Source organism: Acinetobacter sp. WC-323, assembly GCF_000314615.1.
In the GTDB taxonomy this organism is placed as follows: domain Bacteria; phylum Pseudomonadota; class Gammaproteobacteria; order Pseudomonadales; family Moraxellaceae; genus Acinetobacter; species Acinetobacter courvalinii.
Map to the genome: position 1 here is coordinate 16,947 of NZ_AMZS01000070.1, position 15,977 is coordinate 32,923.

General features: G+C 45.4%; 16 protein-coding genes. 2 read left to right on the plus strand and 14 right to left on the minus strand.

Features of this window, described 5'->3' with window-relative positions:
* Nucleotides 1–85: 85 nt before the first annotated feature.
* A complete protein-coding gene (locus ACINWC323_RS01030) occupies nucleotides 86–1,081 on the plus strand; it encodes an AraC family transcriptional regulator (protein ID WP_009515887.1) in 996 nt (331 codons plus the stop codon).
* Between the two features lie 72 nt (nucleotides 1,082–1,153).
* On the opposite strand, the gene ACINWC323_RS01025 is transcribed toward ACINWC323_RS01030, so the two are convergent.
* The 14 genes from ACINWC323_RS01025 to ACINWC323_RS00960 form a co-directional block, all read right to left on the minus strand.
* Nucleotides 1,154–2,347: a hypothetical protein gene (locus tag ACINWC323_RS01025; protein ID WP_009515942.1), complete on the minus strand. Its 1,194-nt coding sequence runs from the start codon at nucleotides 2,345–2,347 to the stop codon at nucleotides 1,154–1,156.
* 147 nt (nucleotides 2,348–2,494) lie between these two features.
* Entirely contained in the window at nucleotides 2,495–4,135 is a 1,641-nt protein-coding gene (locus ACINWC323_RS01020; RefSeq protein ID WP_009515987.1) for a thiamine pyrophosphate-binding protein, read from the minus strand.
* A gap of 38 nt (nucleotides 4,136–4,173) precedes the next feature.
* Nucleotides 4,174–5,640 carry an aldehyde dehydrogenase gene (locus tag ACINWC323_RS01015; protein ID WP_009516021.1) on the minus strand — a complete coding sequence of 489 codons (1,467 nt, stop codon included), beginning with the start codon at nucleotides 5,638–5,640 and terminating at the stop codon, nucleotides 4,174–4,176.
* 12 nt (nucleotides 5,641–5,652) lie between these two features.
* The gene (locus ACINWC323_RS01010) at nucleotides 5,653–6,444 is read right to left on the minus strand and encodes an aspartate dehydrogenase (protein ID WP_009515998.1); all 792 of its coding nucleotides are present in this window, start codon (nucleotides 6,442–6,444) and stop codon (nucleotides 5,653–5,655) included.
* Nucleotides 6,445–6,453: 9 nt separating this feature from the next.
* On the minus strand, nucleotides 6,454–7,248 hold the full coding sequence (locus tag ACINWC323_RS01005) for an SDR family oxidoreductase (protein ID WP_009515997.1): 795 nt from the start codon (nucleotides 7,246–7,248) through the stop codon (nucleotides 6,454–6,456).
* 22 nt (nucleotides 7,249–7,270) lie between these two features.
* Nucleotides 7,271–8,086: an alpha/beta fold hydrolase gene (locus ACINWC323_RS01000; protein WP_032881777.1), complete on the minus strand. Its 816-nt coding sequence runs from the start codon at nucleotides 8,084–8,086 to the stop codon at nucleotides 7,271–7,273.
* A gap of 33 nt (nucleotides 8,087–8,119) precedes the next feature.
* Nucleotides 8,120–8,641: a cupin domain-containing protein gene (locus tag ACINWC323_RS00995; RefSeq protein WP_009515931.1), complete on the minus strand. Its 522-nt coding sequence runs from the start codon at nucleotides 8,639–8,641 to the stop codon at nucleotides 8,120–8,122.
* Nucleotides 8,642–8,675: 34 nt separating this feature from the next.
* Nucleotides 8,676–9,899, minus strand: a complete 1,224-nt coding sequence (locus ACINWC323_RS00990; RefSeq protein WP_005231168.1) for an MFS transporter — start codon at nucleotides 9,897–9,899, stop codon at nucleotides 8,676–8,678.
* Between the two features lie 308 nt (nucleotides 9,900–10,207).
* Nucleotides 10,208–11,419 carry an NAD(P)/FAD-dependent oxidoreductase gene (locus tag ACINWC323_RS00985; RefSeq protein ID WP_009515949.1) on the minus strand — a complete coding sequence of 404 codons (1,212 nt, stop codon included), beginning with the start codon at nucleotides 11,417–11,419 and terminating at the stop codon, nucleotides 10,208–10,210.
* A gap of 26 nt (nucleotides 11,420–11,445) precedes the next feature.
* The gene (locus ACINWC323_RS00980; RefSeq protein ID WP_009515908.1) at nucleotides 11,446–12,378 is read right to left on the minus strand and encodes a VOC family protein; all 933 of its coding nucleotides are present in this window, start codon (nucleotides 12,376–12,378) and stop codon (nucleotides 11,446–11,448) included.
* A gap of 11 nt (nucleotides 12,379–12,389) precedes the next feature.
* Nucleotides 12,390–13,154 carry an SDR family oxidoreductase gene (locus tag ACINWC323_RS00975; protein WP_009515911.1) on the minus strand — a complete coding sequence of 255 codons (765 nt, stop codon included), beginning with the start codon at nucleotides 13,152–13,154 and terminating at the stop codon, nucleotides 12,390–12,392.
* On the minus strand, nucleotides 13,147–14,214 hold the full coding sequence (locus ACINWC323_RS00970) for a Rieske 2Fe-2S domain-containing protein (RefSeq protein ID WP_009515891.1): 1,068 nt from the start codon (nucleotides 14,212–14,214) through the stop codon (nucleotides 13,147–13,149). Before ACINWC323_RS00970 ends, ACINWC323_RS00975 begins: the two co-directional genes overlap by 8 nt.
* 17 nt (nucleotides 14,215–14,231) lie before the next feature.
* A complete protein-coding gene (locus ACINWC323_RS00965; protein ID WP_009516007.1) occupies nucleotides 14,232–14,531 on the minus strand; it encodes a recombinase-like helix-turn-helix domain-containing protein in 300 nt (99 codons plus the stop codon).
* Between the two features lie 24 nt (nucleotides 14,532–14,555).
* A complete protein-coding gene (locus ACINWC323_RS00960; protein ID WP_005231180.1) occupies nucleotides 14,556–14,861 on the minus strand; it encodes a non-heme iron oxygenase ferredoxin subunit in 306 nt (101 codons plus the stop codon).
* 268 nt (nucleotides 14,862–15,129) lie between these two features.
* Here ACINWC323_RS00960 and ACINWC323_RS00955 point away from each other — a divergent pair, with 268 nt between their 5' ends.
* Complete coding sequence (locus ACINWC323_RS00955) at nucleotides 15,130–15,942, plus strand: IclR family transcriptional regulator (protein WP_005231181.1); 813 nt, start codon at nucleotides 15,130–15,132, stop codon at nucleotides 15,940–15,942.
* Nucleotides 15,943–15,977 lie beyond the last annotated feature (35 nt).

Here is a 15,977-nt window from a genome sequence, read left to right on the forward strand (position 1 = left end):
AAATAAATAATTTACTTAAATATGATAGTTGGCTGATAGATCAGGATAGAGTTAAAGATTTAACTTTAGAATGAGCTGAGTAATTATGACTGAAACTGCAAGCATTCCCACAGTTCTTCTGGAACTGATTGAAAAATATCTCCAGCATAAAAATATATCGAATTTACAGCTCAGTGAGTTGAGCAAGCAATATGCTCATCAGGAACGTATGCCGTTGCATAAATGGAGCAACCTACTCGAAGATATTTACCAGCAGCATCCTGTGCCAGTGATGGGATATTATATCGGTGAGTTGGTCGAACCGCATCATATCCATATTCTGGGCTATCTGGCACTTTCCAGCCCTGATTTATATAGTTTTTTAAAGCGTTTTAAAAACTTTCAACTGATCCTGCAAAATTCTGCTGCTTTTTCAATTACCCACACAGCAGATCAGTTTTGCATGTGCTGGACTCCGGTCACAGAGAAGAATTCACAACTAACCAATGAAGTTTTGATCTCAGGTGTAATCAGTACCATCCGCAAAATCCTGCACCATCCAGACATTCACGCTTCGAAAATCGAGTTTTCTGCTGTTGCGCCAGCAGATACCACTGCATATCCGGAAGTTTATGGTTGTCCTGTCAGCTTTGGTGCTGATGCGTTAAGACTGTGGTTACCGATTGAAATACTCCAGTTGCCGATTCCCAGCAGCGACCCTTATCTCAAAAAGATTCTTGACCAGCAAGCCGAAGCGCTGCTCAAGAGCATTCCTAATCCCGATACGTTTTTAAAAGACTTGCAACTGCTCATCGTGCATATGCTAAAAGCAGGTGAACCTTCAGCAGAACATATTGCCAGACACCTGAATCTGTCCTTAAGAAGTTTTTATCGCAAACTGAGTGGCTATCAATTGCAATACAGCGATCTGGTCAAAAGCATTCGTCTGGAACTGGCAAAAACCTATCTCAGCAGCTCAGAACTCTCGCTCACAGAAATCGCCTTTTTACTGGGTTATGCAGAACAAAGCGCGTTTAGCCGTGCCTTTAAACAGTGGGAAAATATGTCTCCGTCTGATTATCGAAAAAATCATCTTGCCTAGCCCACGCTTAAAAAGCAAAAGGAGTGAATCATCGACATGATCCACCCCTCTCAAGCATTTATAGATGAGGGTTTAGAAACTAAAGCCTATATTTAAATTGATGCGGTATAACCATTGGTCACTATAGGGTGAAACCGTTGAGGTATAACCTGTGGCATTAGAAGCCCCGCCGATAATATTGGAGTTTTTACCCCAGGTATAATCAGCCCAGACCATAAACGGCGAAGCAATAAACATCATCCCGGTGGTATTCATTTGTGAAGCCGACCAGTCATCACGTTTCTTATCCATATAACTATAGTCATTATAGAAACGGATGGCCTTGAGTTTGCCCATATTCTGCACTGGCAAGGTATAAGCCAGATTTAAACTGGCCACCGTGGCTTCTGACGCAATGAAATAGGCAGGCGTAAAGCCGTTATTGCCCATCAAGGTCACATCATTGCTCACGCCATCCGGATTTTTGGCATCATATTGATAATGAATCACCGAGCTTTGTAAATTAAAGCGTTTGTAATTATTGTCGCTATGCAGACCAACCGCATAATACTGACCATTTTTATCAGTGCTCTTGTTATGTAACTGTGCAATTGCCCCCGACACACCAAATTCCTGCTTACCAAATTCAGTTTCCAGTTTGCGCACAATACGGGTATTAAACTGATGGCGCTTTTCATTTTGGTAGGCTTTTTGGGTTGGGAAAGCATTTTCAGCCAAATCATCATAAGTGGCACTTTCAGGCGAATAGCGTAGGCTGGTATCCAGCATTTGCGGATAATAGCCTAGTTTGATATCCCAGTCCTTGTTATTAAAATTCCAGTTCAATCCGGGTGCGATATTATTGCCATAGCCCAGGAAAAACGGAATATGGTAAGTCCAGCCATTTTGCGGATAAGGATAAATCGCAAAAGGTTTGTACACCAGACCGGCTTCAATACTGTTGTTCTGGTCAAGATTGTAGCCGACATAAGCTTTCTCGACCGAACGCTTTTCCTGATCCTGAAACAGGTAACTGGCATTAAAATAGGCATCGTCAAACTTGCCTTTCAGGTCAACCCTGAAAATATCAAAATACAGCTTACCGAATCCGCCATTCGGTCCTTCCCAAGCTTCATAACGCTGATTCAGTCGCACCACCCCGCCGAGTTTAACTGAATCGGTTCCATCTTCACTTTTCCATTCTAGGGCTGAGCTTTGTGCAAACACCTGGGATGGTGTACCCAAATAACATGCAGCAAGCATCGCGACCATCACTGTCTTTTTCATCGGTTGTTCCTTCGCTCTCGTCCCAACGATCCTGTTGGTCTTGTTGTTGTTTTACCTATAAAACATAGTTTTTATTGCGTTATGGGTAAAAAATTTTGCCCATAACGCGGTCTTCACATCAGCACGAACTGCCAATGCTCAGTGGGATTAGTACAGTTTTTTCTGTGGCGGACCTGCGAAGTTCAATGGCCCAATTGAATGCATATCCAGTTCAATCACACTTGGCCCTTGGAATGCAACGGCTTGCTGAATCACGGTCTTGAATTCATCCGCACTGCCTACTTTCCAGCTCTTCACGCCCATGGCTTCGCCTAAGACTTTATAGTCTGGGGTATGCAATTCATTGAAATACTGGCGACCACCGAAGTAGTTATTTTGAATGCCGCGCATTACGCCATAACCACCATCATTCATGATCATCAGCACCATATTGGTATTTTCTTGCGCCATGGTTGCGATTTCACCGATGCCTAACATCAAACCGCCATCACCGACCAAGCCAATGACTTTCTTGTCAGGATTGGCAATTGAGGCACCAATGGCAGTTGCCAGACCTAGACCAATGGCACCTGCTAGAGAATGAATATTCTGGTTTGGTGCCTGTACCGGGAATAAACGGCTGCCCCAGGTACTGCCTGACATGGTAATGTCCCGTACAAAAATACCGTCTTGTGGTAATGCAGCACGTAAGTGATCACAGATCAAAGCGTACTGATCTAACTGTTTACGTAGCGCATCGATTGCCGCCTGTTTGGCCTGCACCACGGCTGCATCATAATCTGCGTCAACTTTGGATACGCCTTGCAAGCCGCTTAATACACGTTGCAATACATCTTTGGCATCACCACAAATGAAATTGCGAACTTTGTAATTACGCTGCTGTGCCACAGGATTGGCATCAATCTGGATAATATTGTCAGGGAATTGCACTGAATAGGTCTTGGTTTCATTACTACGTAAACGAGAACCCACGACCACCAATAGATCAGCCTCCTTGAGCAACTGCTCAACCCCTGCCGAGTTATGGAATGCACCCAGGCTACGCGGATGATCATCGGCCAATACACCACGCGCATGGGTCGATGACACCACAGGAATCCCAAGATCGGCAATCGCCCTGACTTCTGTAACACTGTTCAGCGTACCACCACCAATCCAGAACACTGGACGTTTGGCTTTTTTCAGTTCATCGACAATTAGGTCAACTTCTACTTGTTCAGCTTGTGGCAATTCCAGTGCTTTCACTGGACCCAAGTTCAGCGGCAAATCGATTTCTGCTGCCTGTACATCAATCGGCAACTCAACACTGACTGGCCCCATCGGCACTGTCGTGGCGACACGAATCGCTTCACGAATCACACCCACTGCATTGTCAGGACTGGTGATACGAAATGCCGCTTTGCTGGATGCACGCAAGAAGGTCAGTTGATCTTTGGTTTCATGAATAAAGCTGGCATCACGATCCAGATATTCACGCTCTACCTGTCCGGTTAAATGCAACACTGGACTGCCTGCATTCATGGCTTCAATCAGTGAACCGACTGCATTACCTGCACCTGCGCCGGTACTGGTGAGCGCCACACCGAGTCCTTTAAAGCGTGAGTGACCATCGGCCATCGTGACCGCACCCGCTTCACCGCGTGCCGCCACAAAACGGATTTTTTCACGGCGACCGACAGCATCAGCAATCGGTAAGTTATGGATCGAGATTACCCCGTAAATACTGTCTACTTGGTGTGCTTCTAAAACACGGGCGATGGCTTCGCCGACATTTACACGTTCTGTCATTTGTATATTCCTCAAAAACGGTTCATTCCATGAATGTATTAATTCGCCCAAGGATTTGGCTGCTCGCTTAATCCCATATAGATGCTTTTTTGTTGCATATAAGACAAAATGCCCAATCGGCCTTTTTCACGACCAATGCCACTTTCTTTAAAGCCACCAAATGGCGCTGAAATCGAGAATTTCTTATAGGTATTGATCCAGACCGTACCGACTTCTAAAGCACGGGCAATTTGCCATGCCTTACGATAGTTTTCAGTCCAGATACCTGCAGCAAGACCAAAACAACTGTCATTGGCTTGTGCAAGTAAATCTTGTTCATCGTCATATTTCATGACCACCAGTACAGGGCCAAAAATCTCTTCCTGACAGGTTTGTGCTGAATTGCTTAAGCCTATAATAATCGTTGGTAAGTAATAGCTACCTTTGGCAAATTCACCTTCTGTCAAGGCATGACCACCGACCAGCACTTGACCGCCTTCCTGCTTGGCCAGCTGGACATAGGCATCGACAGAAGCCAAGTGTTTCGGATTAATCAAAGAGCCAAGGTGTACACCTGCGGTTTCCGGATGTCCGACACGTAAGCCTTTGGTGATCTCAATCAGACGATTGAGGAACTGATCATAGATGCTACTGTGTACAAATAAACGTGAGCCTGCAATACAGGCTTGTCCAGCCGAACTAAAGATGCCGTAAGCCACGCCCTTGGCTGCCAGTTCAATATCTGCATCTGGCAATACAATCGTTGGAGACTTTCCACCCAATTCCAAAGAGGTGGTAATCAGTTTATCGGCTGCCAAATGTGCCAGATGACGCCCCGTGGTAGTTCCACCGGTAAATGAAATTTTACGTACCAAAGGATGCTTCACGATCGCATCACCAATCACCGAACCTCGTCCGACCAGTACACTGAGTAAACCTTTTGGTAATCCTGCTTCTTCAAAGATTTTGGCGAGTTCCAATGCAATCAAAGAAGTCACTTCCGCAGGCTTTAGAATCACGGCATTACCACCCGCAAGCGCAGGTGCCAGTTTCTGTACTTCACTGGCAATCGGCGAGTTCCACGGCGTAATTGCAGCCACCACGCCCACAGGTTCATGCACGCTCATGGTCATGAAATCTGCGGCACGTTGCGTGGTCAGCTCATCATTTAAGGTTTCGCAGGCTGCTGCTACATAACGCGCTGTTGCTGCCGCACTTAGGGTTAAGGCACGGGTTTCAGCCAGTGGCTTGCCATTATCGCGGGTTTGCAGCTTTGAAAGTTCATCCACACGCGCTTCAATAATGTCGGCCACTTTATATAAAATACGGGCACGTTCATGCGGCATGCTGTTGCGCCATTCCGCCTTACGCCAAGCAGCATCTGCCTTTTCAATGGCTTCATTGACATCATCCAGACTCGCCGTTGAAATTTCAGCATTCACCGATTGATCTGCTGGAAATAAACTTTGAATCGTAGCGCCTTTACCTAATCGCCATTCACCTGCGATATAAATTTCCTTTACCATGATCAAATCCTTTTAAATCTGAATTGCTTCAACGCTATTGCGACAAGCGCGAATCACACTTAATGCAGCCAAGGTTGAGGTTTTGGGATTACTCGCCAATGGCACCCCCACCAGTTCAATGGTCATTTCACCAAACATGCCTTCTGCCACAATGGTGTGTTTGTTCTTGTTGATATTTGGATCAACCGTCAGCTCCACCAGGGTCTCATCCATACCCAGTCCAGCCAGTGCAATCGTGGCGGCCACATTGGCATTGGCTGGAAACTTCAAGGCAGCTTCTCTGGCTGTGCCACGGAAAAAAACCGTTGCTTCACTGACCTGATCGAGGTCGACCAGTTGTTCTGCATAGCTGCCACGCCAGCTTTTCGGACTCTTACAGCCCTTGTAAGTGACCTTTTCCAGACCGCCTTCTTTGGCCGCAGAGATGCCATCGATCCCGGCAATTGCCCCCGCTAATAAATGCAGATGCGCATCATGTTGTTCTGCGGTGTTTTTCAGTTGAATTAAAAATTCGTTATCCGCCAGAGTGCCCACTGAAATCAGGCCAATGGTCCAGCCTTTTTCCAGCACTTTTTGCGCATGTTCTTTCACTGCTGCCTGACCAGCCACTTCAATCACATAGTCCGGTGTACCCTGACATTGATCAATTGAAGAAATGACCTGTACATCAGCCGCAACCTGCGCCCGTACTTTTTCGACACTGCGTGCAGGGACCACAATCCATTTAAGTTGCAGGTCTTGAGGCATATGCGCATACACTTCTGCTGCCATGGCTCCAAAACCGATCATCATCAACTGTTTCATGGGAACACCTTATAAATGTTTGTTAAATCCACCAGAGACATCCAGTGCCGAACCTGTGGTATAGGATGCTAAAGGTGATGCAAGGAACACCAAGGCACGTGCCGGTTCTTCCGGCTTGCCTAGACGTTGCATGGGAATACCACGGTTTTTGGCAATGTTGCCAGTCCATTGTTCCCAAGTAGCATTAGGATCAGAACGGGTTTCAAAACGGCGTTTCCACTGGGCTGATTCCACCATGCCCAACAGGATTGAGTTGACCCGGATGCCGTACTGGGTAAATTCATGCGCCAGTGAATGGGTCAGATTCAACAATGCTGCACGCGCAGATGAAGTCGCAATCATGTGCGGTTCAGGTTGTAGGGCCAGCAAAGAATTGACATTGGTAATCGATCCACAAGCCGACTGTTTTAAATCATCCAAAAATGCACGTACTGGATGTAATACACTGAAATACTTCAGTTCAATTTCTTTCATCCAGTCTTCATCCTGGGTATCTTCAAAATTAGATACACGGCCCTGACCTGCGTTATTGATCAGCATGTCGACATTGCCCAGATGCTGATTGACCTGTTGGGCAAAGCGTTGCACATCTTGTTTATCCAAGACATTGCATGCGCTGGTGAAGACGTTGGCATGCGGATATTGTTCTAAAATATATCGTTTTGATGCTGCCAAACGCTGCTCATCACGGCCACACCACGCCACCTTGGCGCCTTCTGCAACTAAAATTTCGACTGCAGCCAAACCAATGCCTGACGAGCCACCTGTGACAACTGCTACTTTTCCTTCAACTTGGAAGCTCATATCCATATCTCTCGTTTAAGTCTTAATACGCCGATAAAACAATGTCGTTAAACTGTTCAGGTTGATCGACATAACTCAGATGACCTGCATCGGTAATGAGATGACATCGGCTCAAATGCATTTCTACAGCCAGTTCCTTGATTGCTTGCGCAGGTGTAATTCCATCCTTGTCACCCGCAATGACCACACAAGGAACTGTCAGTTCTGTTAAATAATTTCGAATTTCGTCATACGCCAGCAAATAAGATGCTCGGGTAAAACCGTCTAAAGTCAGTTGCCCCATCACTTCACTTACCAATGCCAGTGCCTGAGGGTCCTGTTTATAAATCAAATGCGGTCCACGACTGGCTGCCATGCCTGCAGTGCCCAAGCTTTTCAACATATTCGGTCGTTTTTGATAGACCTGTGCTTTGGTGTCTTCATCGGAACGTTGATAGCCTTGTGCCGCATTGGCAAGCACTAAAGTCTGTACCCGTTCAGGATAAAGATGGGCAAACGCACTGGCTTGTAAGGCACCCAATGAATGTCCAATTACAATGGCTTTTGCAATGTTCAGCGCATCCATCAAGGCCAATACACGTGCTGCATAATCACTTGCATCCGGTTGCTCTGTGCTTAAGCCATCGGTCAAGCCATAACCCGGTGCATCCCAGGCAATGACATGAAAATGCTGACTGAGTGTCTCTAGCTGGTTAATCCAGGATGCTGAACCCGAGCTAATCCCGTGTAGCAAAATCAGCGGCTGGCCTTGACCTGCTTCGCGATAAGCCTGCACAGCGCCATTGACGACAACAGTTTTAACGGGATAGTGAATTAAACGCTCAATCAGGGTCATCATGTCATTCCTTCAACAGTTATGAGATCAATCGAATTAACGTTTGATTTGAGACAATGGATGCTCAGGTGGATAGTTCGGAATGGTTGGTTTACCCGCACCTAACATCACACACATCAGGGCATCTTCCTGACCCGGATTAAACAAGCCGCGATAAATACCCGGTGGAATCGAAATCAGGTCACGTTCTTTCAATCGGGTCTCAAACTTTTCACCGTTATGTTCAATGAACAGGTCAATCTCGCCACGTAACATGAAAAACACTTCTTCCACATCGTGATGAATATGTAAAGGTCCTTCACATTGCGGAGGTAAGACCATGGTTGAAAAGGTGAAGTTTTCTGCTGGAACCGTATTGCCATCATTGACCACACCAGTTGCACCCGTGCCCATATAACGCATTTGTGCACGGCGATATTTCGGGTCGTAATCTGCCTGAAATTTCAAGGCATCAAAATCATATTTACGTGTTTCAAAGCGTGCGATACGGGTATTTAACCAGTCTTGTAAGCTTGTACCTTCAGGTTGTGTCCATGATTCAAATTGTTGAGTAGTCATGTTTTAACTCCTAGGTTTTTGTTCAATAGTTTGATTAATAACGTTTCAATAAAGGAACCAAGAAAAACGATCCGATTACGGCGACGGCTGCCAGGAAGGTAATTCCTAAATTAAAACTGTGGGTTTGCATCACGATGTAACCGATCAGAACAGGTGCAATTGCACTGGCAAAATTCCCCATTCCGTTGAAAATTCCACCCGCAGTTGCCCCCACATCGGCAGTGGTGACACGGGCAAGTAAGGCGAATACAGCTGCGACACCAAAGCCCCACGCCATTGCACTTAAAGACATGGCCGCGATGACTAAAATCGGGTCAGTCATAATGACCATGACATACATAAAGATGCCCGCCACCAACAGTCCACTGAAGACCTGAACAGCACGGCGGCCTAACTTGTCAGAAAGGAAAGCACCAATCACTTCACCAATCAGCATGGCAATAAATGGCAAGCTTGAGTAAATACCAAACTCTTTGAGGTTAAAGCCTTTGTCCTGAATCAGATAAGAAGGCACCCAGCTGTTTAAGCCCCACAGATAAGTCATCAAGGCAATATTGAAAATACATACCAGCCAGAAAGCACGGTTTTGCAATAACAGCTTGGTATTGTGAATATGGCCTTTGAAATTCAAACGTTTGCTGCTCGATTCCAGTTCAATGGTTTTCTTGAGTTGTAAATTACGTAAACCAAATGCAATGGCCAGTAGTGCAATCACTGTTAAACCCGCCATTACAAAGAAGGTGGTGTGCCAGTCATGCTTCGCAAGCACCGCTGCGGTAATGGGAAAACCCAGAAATGCACCAATCGGTGTTCCTAACAGGAACATGGTCGAAGCACGTGCCTGCTGGCGGTCGGTATAAGTCTGTTTGACGATGGCATACGCCAGTGCAAACAATGGTCCCTCAGCCAAACCCAGCAAAACCCGCAGGATCAGCATGCCGGTATAATTGGTGGTAAAGCCCATACAGAACATCAGGATGCCCCACGAAGCGACGCTCCAGAACAGCATTTTCTTCGGATTAAAAATATCGCCGAGGAAACTCAGGAATACCGATGAAAAACCATAGGCTAAGAGAAAGCTGGTCATCAGCCATCCCAACTTGGCCTTATCTTGTGCAATCCCCATGGCACCTTGAAAGTGCGGGTCGGCAAATAATACGGCAATACTGATTTTGTCGAAGAATGCCAGTACGACACATACCATCAGGACAAAAGCAGGAACCCAATGCTTTAATCCACTTTTCTCTTCATTACTCATACTTCATCCCTTTGATTGAGTCATGAACCGGATCTAGGGTCTGTTGACATCTCACAGATGCTTGCGACAGCAGACATTTTTTAGACGGTACAAGGCAGGTTTTGTGCAACTTAGCCACTCTAAGTAAACAAGACCTAACGCCGTAGCGGCAAAAAATGTCTCTGTCCCGTAGGGTTATGGCTAAAACTTCCTTAAACTGCGTTATGAAACTTGACAAGGGGATCGCCATTGTCTGCATTTCATGCCTTGTTTATGTCGTTTTAGCCGATAACGCAATGCATGGTTGAAATGTCAACAGACCCTAAGGTTTATGGTTTTAATTTCATTACATTAAATTCAGGGTCTGCTAATAATTTTGGGTCTAACACGGTATTCGACTGCATCCAGCGCTTTGCCAGTTTGACCAGTTTTGAATCATTAATGGCGATCATGTTGAGTAAACGGTTTTGATCATCCAGATACAGATAGCTGCATTGATCATCTGCGCTTTTACGAACTACAATCTGCCCTGTTTTTTCAGGTTGATAAGTACCTAAAATCTGAATATTGAAGTGATACTGATCCGACCATAACCACGGAATATCGCTATATTCGGTTGCAATACCCAGCATTGATTTTGCAGCGGCAATCGCCTGATTCTGTGCATTGGCCCAAGACTGGATGCAATACCCAAGCCCCGGATGAATCGCTACATCACCTGCGGCATAAATATCCTGGTCAGACGTCTGCCCAAAACCATTCACCACGATGCCATCTTTCACGTCCAAGCCCGCATTGACACCAAGCTCTTTGGCAATATCCGCACCAGCACCAACCACCACACAATCGAACAGTTCACTTGCATTCGGATGATTCACCACTTCAACTTTTTGCTGACCGGCTTCAATCAAATGCAGGTTTTTACTGTCTAAATGAATCTGGGTGCCCTGCTGCTCATGCATATTTTTCAGAAAATCAGAGACATCCGGACTGACACTGCGTGCACACAGACGATCGCCATATTCAAAAATATGAACCTCTTTGCCCTGTTTACGTGCGGTCGCAGCAATTTCCAGACCGATCCACCCCCCACCAATCACAGCCAGCTTTTGTGAATGCTGCAAGATTTCAGCCAAGCGCTCACAATCCTGAACATTGCGTAACGTCACCACATTCGGAATAAACTGCCACGTATTCACAGGCACACGCGCACGACTGCCGGTGGCGATCAATAATTTGTCATAGGGTAAAACTTGACCGTTTTCCAGAATCACCTGCTTCTGCTGGCGATCGACCTGTGTGGCAAGTGCTGGCTTGTGCCATTGAATATTGAAATCCTGTACCTGCTCTGGAGAAAACAGATGCAAACTTTCATAAGTCGCTTCTTTTGAAAGTACCTGTTTTGACAATGGCGGGCGTTCATAGAACACACGGTCTTCATTGGAGACCACATGAATTTCACCTGCATAACCATTCTGGCGCAAGGTACTGACGGCCCAACCTGCGGCTTGTCCTGCACCCACAATTACAATTCTTTCCATCGCTTGCACTCCCTGCTCAACCGGACTTAGACAGGTTTGATCTGACGGCGGGTCTGATCATCCAGACCGCCTTCAATCGCCCATTCTGTAAAGAGTTCCAGACGATGTTCTTCAACACGTGGCTGCCACTCTTCAGTCAGATAGTCATCATTGGTGTAATACTCAAATGCGCCACCAAGCGGTGAATTGACATACCAGAAGTAAGCTGAAGAAATCGGATGACGTCCCGGGCCAATAAAGGTTGACCAGTCAGAACGGTTCATGTGCAATCCGCCACCAATCACCTCATGAATATCACGCACCACAAATGCCACGTGATTAAGTCCAGCCGGTTTATTTGGTACCGAAAGCAAGAACAGGTCATGATGGAAACCCTTACCGCGACAGCGTAAGAATGCACCACGGTTGCGATAGGCATCCGACAAGAAGAAGCCAAGTTTTTCGATATAGAACTGTTCCGTCTTTGCTAAATCAGGGGTAAAAAACACCACATGACCAATTGCGACCGGTTGACCCTTGTCATAAACAGGGCTGGCTGCATTGACACGCTGTACATTGCCGTACTGGTTAATGCCTTCTGTTTTTAATGCAGGTAAATCCTGGGTAAAGCTTTTCTGAAAGCGAATGGTCATGCCATTCGGGTCCAGACACTGCACCATGTCCGCAGTCGCCTCAAAACCGTCTACATCATTTAGACGAAGTGTTAAATTTGCCAAATCCTGTGCCGCATCATCTAGCCCCCAGGTCACTTCACGTAACGTTGAACCTGACTCAATGGCTTTTGGTAAACGCTGGTCATCACAATCAAATAAGTAAATCTTGCTACCATTTTGAGTCTGGTAAAGATCAGTCCCTTCAATATCCGACTGGCTTTGCTTGAGCCCGAAATCTGCCAAAAATTTATTCGAAGCAGCTCTGTCTTCAACGCCAAACTTTAAAATCTCAATCCCTGTAATCATGAGACAACTCCTTAATTAAAGACAAAACCGCCATTTACCGGAATATTCTGTCCTGTCACAAACGAGGACAAATCTGACAGTAAATAAAGGGCTGTTCCGTTCAAATCCTGTGGTAACTGCTGACGTTGAATCGCACGGCCATTCACATAGAGATCATGGCGTTCTTGCGGCACATAAGCGGTGGCTTCAACCAAAGTTAATCCTGGTGAAAGCGTATTGATACAGATATTGAGTGGCCCAAGTTCTCTCGCCATGGAACGTGTCATTGCGGTTAATGCACCTTTGCTCGCCACATAGGCCATCAAATTCGGCGCACCCCATAAAGCGGTATCTGATGCCACATTGATGATTTTGCCTGCATTCGATTGGCTGAGATAAGGCACACATGCCTTTGTGACTAACCACGTGCCTTTAACATTAATGTTCATGACGCGATCCCAAAGATCAGGGTCATAATCCATCATGCTTTTACCGCCAACATTGGTTGCAAGTGCGGCACAATTCACTAAACCATCCATTCCGCCCATGCGCTCAACTGCTTGCTGAACTGCTTGCTGGATCGAGTCGGCATTGGCCAGATCAATGCTCACGGCATTCACCGTTAAACCCTGTGCTTGCAAAGCAGCAGCTTCTTGTTGCACCAGATCAGTCAAGATATCCGCCATGACCACTTGCGCGCCTGCTTCCGCGATGGCTTGTGCAAAGTCTCGACCCAAGCCTCTTGCCGCGCCTGTGACAAGGACTTTTTTGTCCTGCAACAACGCGACATTAACCATGAACTTCTTCCTGCATTTCAATACGATTCGACGTATTCAATGCTGCAATTTTCTTTAACTGTTTTTCCGCTTCTTTTTTCATTAAGCGGCGTAAACGGGACAGACCAACATCATGTTGATACAGAAATTCGTGTTGACGGGCATTCGGTGCAAGATTTTCTAAAATAATGCGATCCTGTTCCAATACATCCCAGTGCAATTTTTCTAAGTGATTGCGATAAAGGAAACGCCAGACATTACGTTGCCAGCCACTGACTTTACGGCAACGCCAGAAAAATACACGGGTATTGTTGGCATCAATCGGTGTGGCATAACCCACAATCCAGAACTCGCCGCCTGGACCAAAGTCTTTACGATACGGGATTGAAAGGCGTAACCAGCTTGCACCGGTATTGGCATATTCAACCCAGTCAAAATTCACACCAACCTGGCCTTCTTTTTCAAAAATAAAGCCATTTGGGGTTGAACGATGTTTCATTTCCGCCGTACGGTCACCCTCTGCCATTGAGTGTGAGGTGCAATGCAAATAACTACCGTGCATCGGATCCATGACATTATCAATCGCATACTGATGATTCACTTTCCAGTCGGCCTGACATAAGAATGAACTCCATTCTTGACTTGCCAGTTGTTCAGGAAAATCTAGCGGTTTAGGTTCTTCATTGGCATCAATCCCAAACCACATGAAAATTGCACCATGCTGTTCAATCACAGGATAGCTTTTGACACATGAGGTACCTTTCATTGGACAGTCATGTACCGCAGGCACATCTTCCACCACGCCATCATGACGGACTTCTACACCGTGATACCAGCAAGCAACACGATTGCCCAGATTCCAGCCCAAAGAAAGACGTGCGCCACGATGCGGGCAACGATCTTCCAAGGCATGCACCTGACCTTCTGCGTCACGCCAAACCACGATATTTTCACCTAAACGGGTAATACCGACCGGATTTGCAGCCACTTCCCAGCTTGCTAACACAGGATGCCATTGATCACGTAAACCTAAATCTAAATACTCTTCTACACTTGGAGTCACTGATACTGCTGCGTTCATCACTATTCTTCCTTGAATTAATAACCTAAACGTTGCATTTCTTCTGAGAACTTTTCAGAAGTCCAAAGTTCGCCCGACTCACAGCGGAAACCTTGCTGGTTTAAAGACTGGACTAAATCAGTAAGTTCTGTCACACCAGCGGAAAAGGCTTTTATGAGATGTTGAACAAAATCCTGTTCATAGACCGTTGGTTCTTTATAACGCGTTTGCCAAACCAGCAACTCTGCCTGTCCTGGTATCTGAATATTGTTAATCCCTGCTTCGGTTGCTGGCGTGGCATGAATCCAGTTCGCTAGCTTCTCATTAAAAGTTTTCATGAGATTCCATCCTTAAAAATAAACTTATAGTTGAATTTGAACGTCCTGCCCTTCAACCCGTACCGGATAGGTGCACAAATCACGGCATCCCGGCCCACTCTTCAACTCACCTGTCTGGATATCAAAGATCGCCTCATGCAACGGGCATTCCACGGTCTGGTCTTCGATAAAGCCTTCGGTTAACAAGGCATAGGCATGGGGGCAAACATTCTCGATAGCAAAATAATTGTCATCGATGAAAAATACGCCAATTTTCTTACCGTCGACTTCAATGGCTTTCGGCTCGTCTTCGGTGATGTCGTCTTGCTGACAAACTGAGATCCAACTCATCCTTGCATCCTCATTTGTTTTATATATAAAACATTATTTGATATAACAAACTTTAGATAAGAATACTCCCATCATGTTTTTTATGTCAAATTAAATATATTTATAAAATTCAATACCTTGACTTTTAAAACACATTCTTTTACGTTTTACTAAAAAAATTTTGTTTTATATATAAAAAAATATTTTATAAATCTATTTGCAGTTACAATACAAATCGAAGAGAACGAAATGTACAGCAGTGTGCTTTTTTGATAGGAAAATTGAACAGATGAATTCAAGCATTGAAACAGACTCCCAAGAATCTGATGCAATAAAAAATGAAGAGCGCTATTTAGTCCCTGGCTTAGTGCGTGGTTTGGCAATCTTGCAAGCGTTTAACCAGCAAACCCAAGAAATGACGATTACCGAAATTGCCGAAATTCTGGATGTTAACCGTTCCAGCGCTTTTCGCCTGATCTATACGCTGGAGTCTTGTGGCTTTTTACGTAAAGCCTCACAGAAAACCTATGCTTTGGACTCAAAGGTCATGGAGCTTGGCTTTAACAGCTTAGCCAGACAGTCCTTACTGGATTTAGCCACACCATTAATGAAAGAGCTGCGTGATCAAACCCAGCTTGCAGTGCATCTTTCAATTCTGGAAGGCACACACATTGTCTTTATCAACAACATTCAATCCAATGGTACCTTTACCAGTAACATCGGTCTGGGCACACGTTGGCCTGCACATGCAACCGTGATTGGGCAAATGCTATTGGCAGATTTAACTGAAGCCGAAATTAAAGAGCGTTATAAAGGTTTTAATCAATGGGACACTTTTTCCGAACTCACCCCAAAAAATCTCAAAGAGCTGTTACAACGTCTCCATTTTGTAAAAACACAACGTTCTATGGTGAGTTGGGGCCACTATAACCATGATATGGCTGCTTGCGCTGCGCCGATTTATAAACAATCCACCAGTAAAATGGCCGCAGTTTTATCCGTGAGTTGTCCGCTTGGCAGTTATGATGAACAGTATTTTAGAAATGAAGTTGCCGAAGCGGTCATTCAGACTGCAGATAAGATTTCTAAATTTATCTATTAATATAAAAAAGCAGCTTTCGCTGCTTTTCTTTTAAC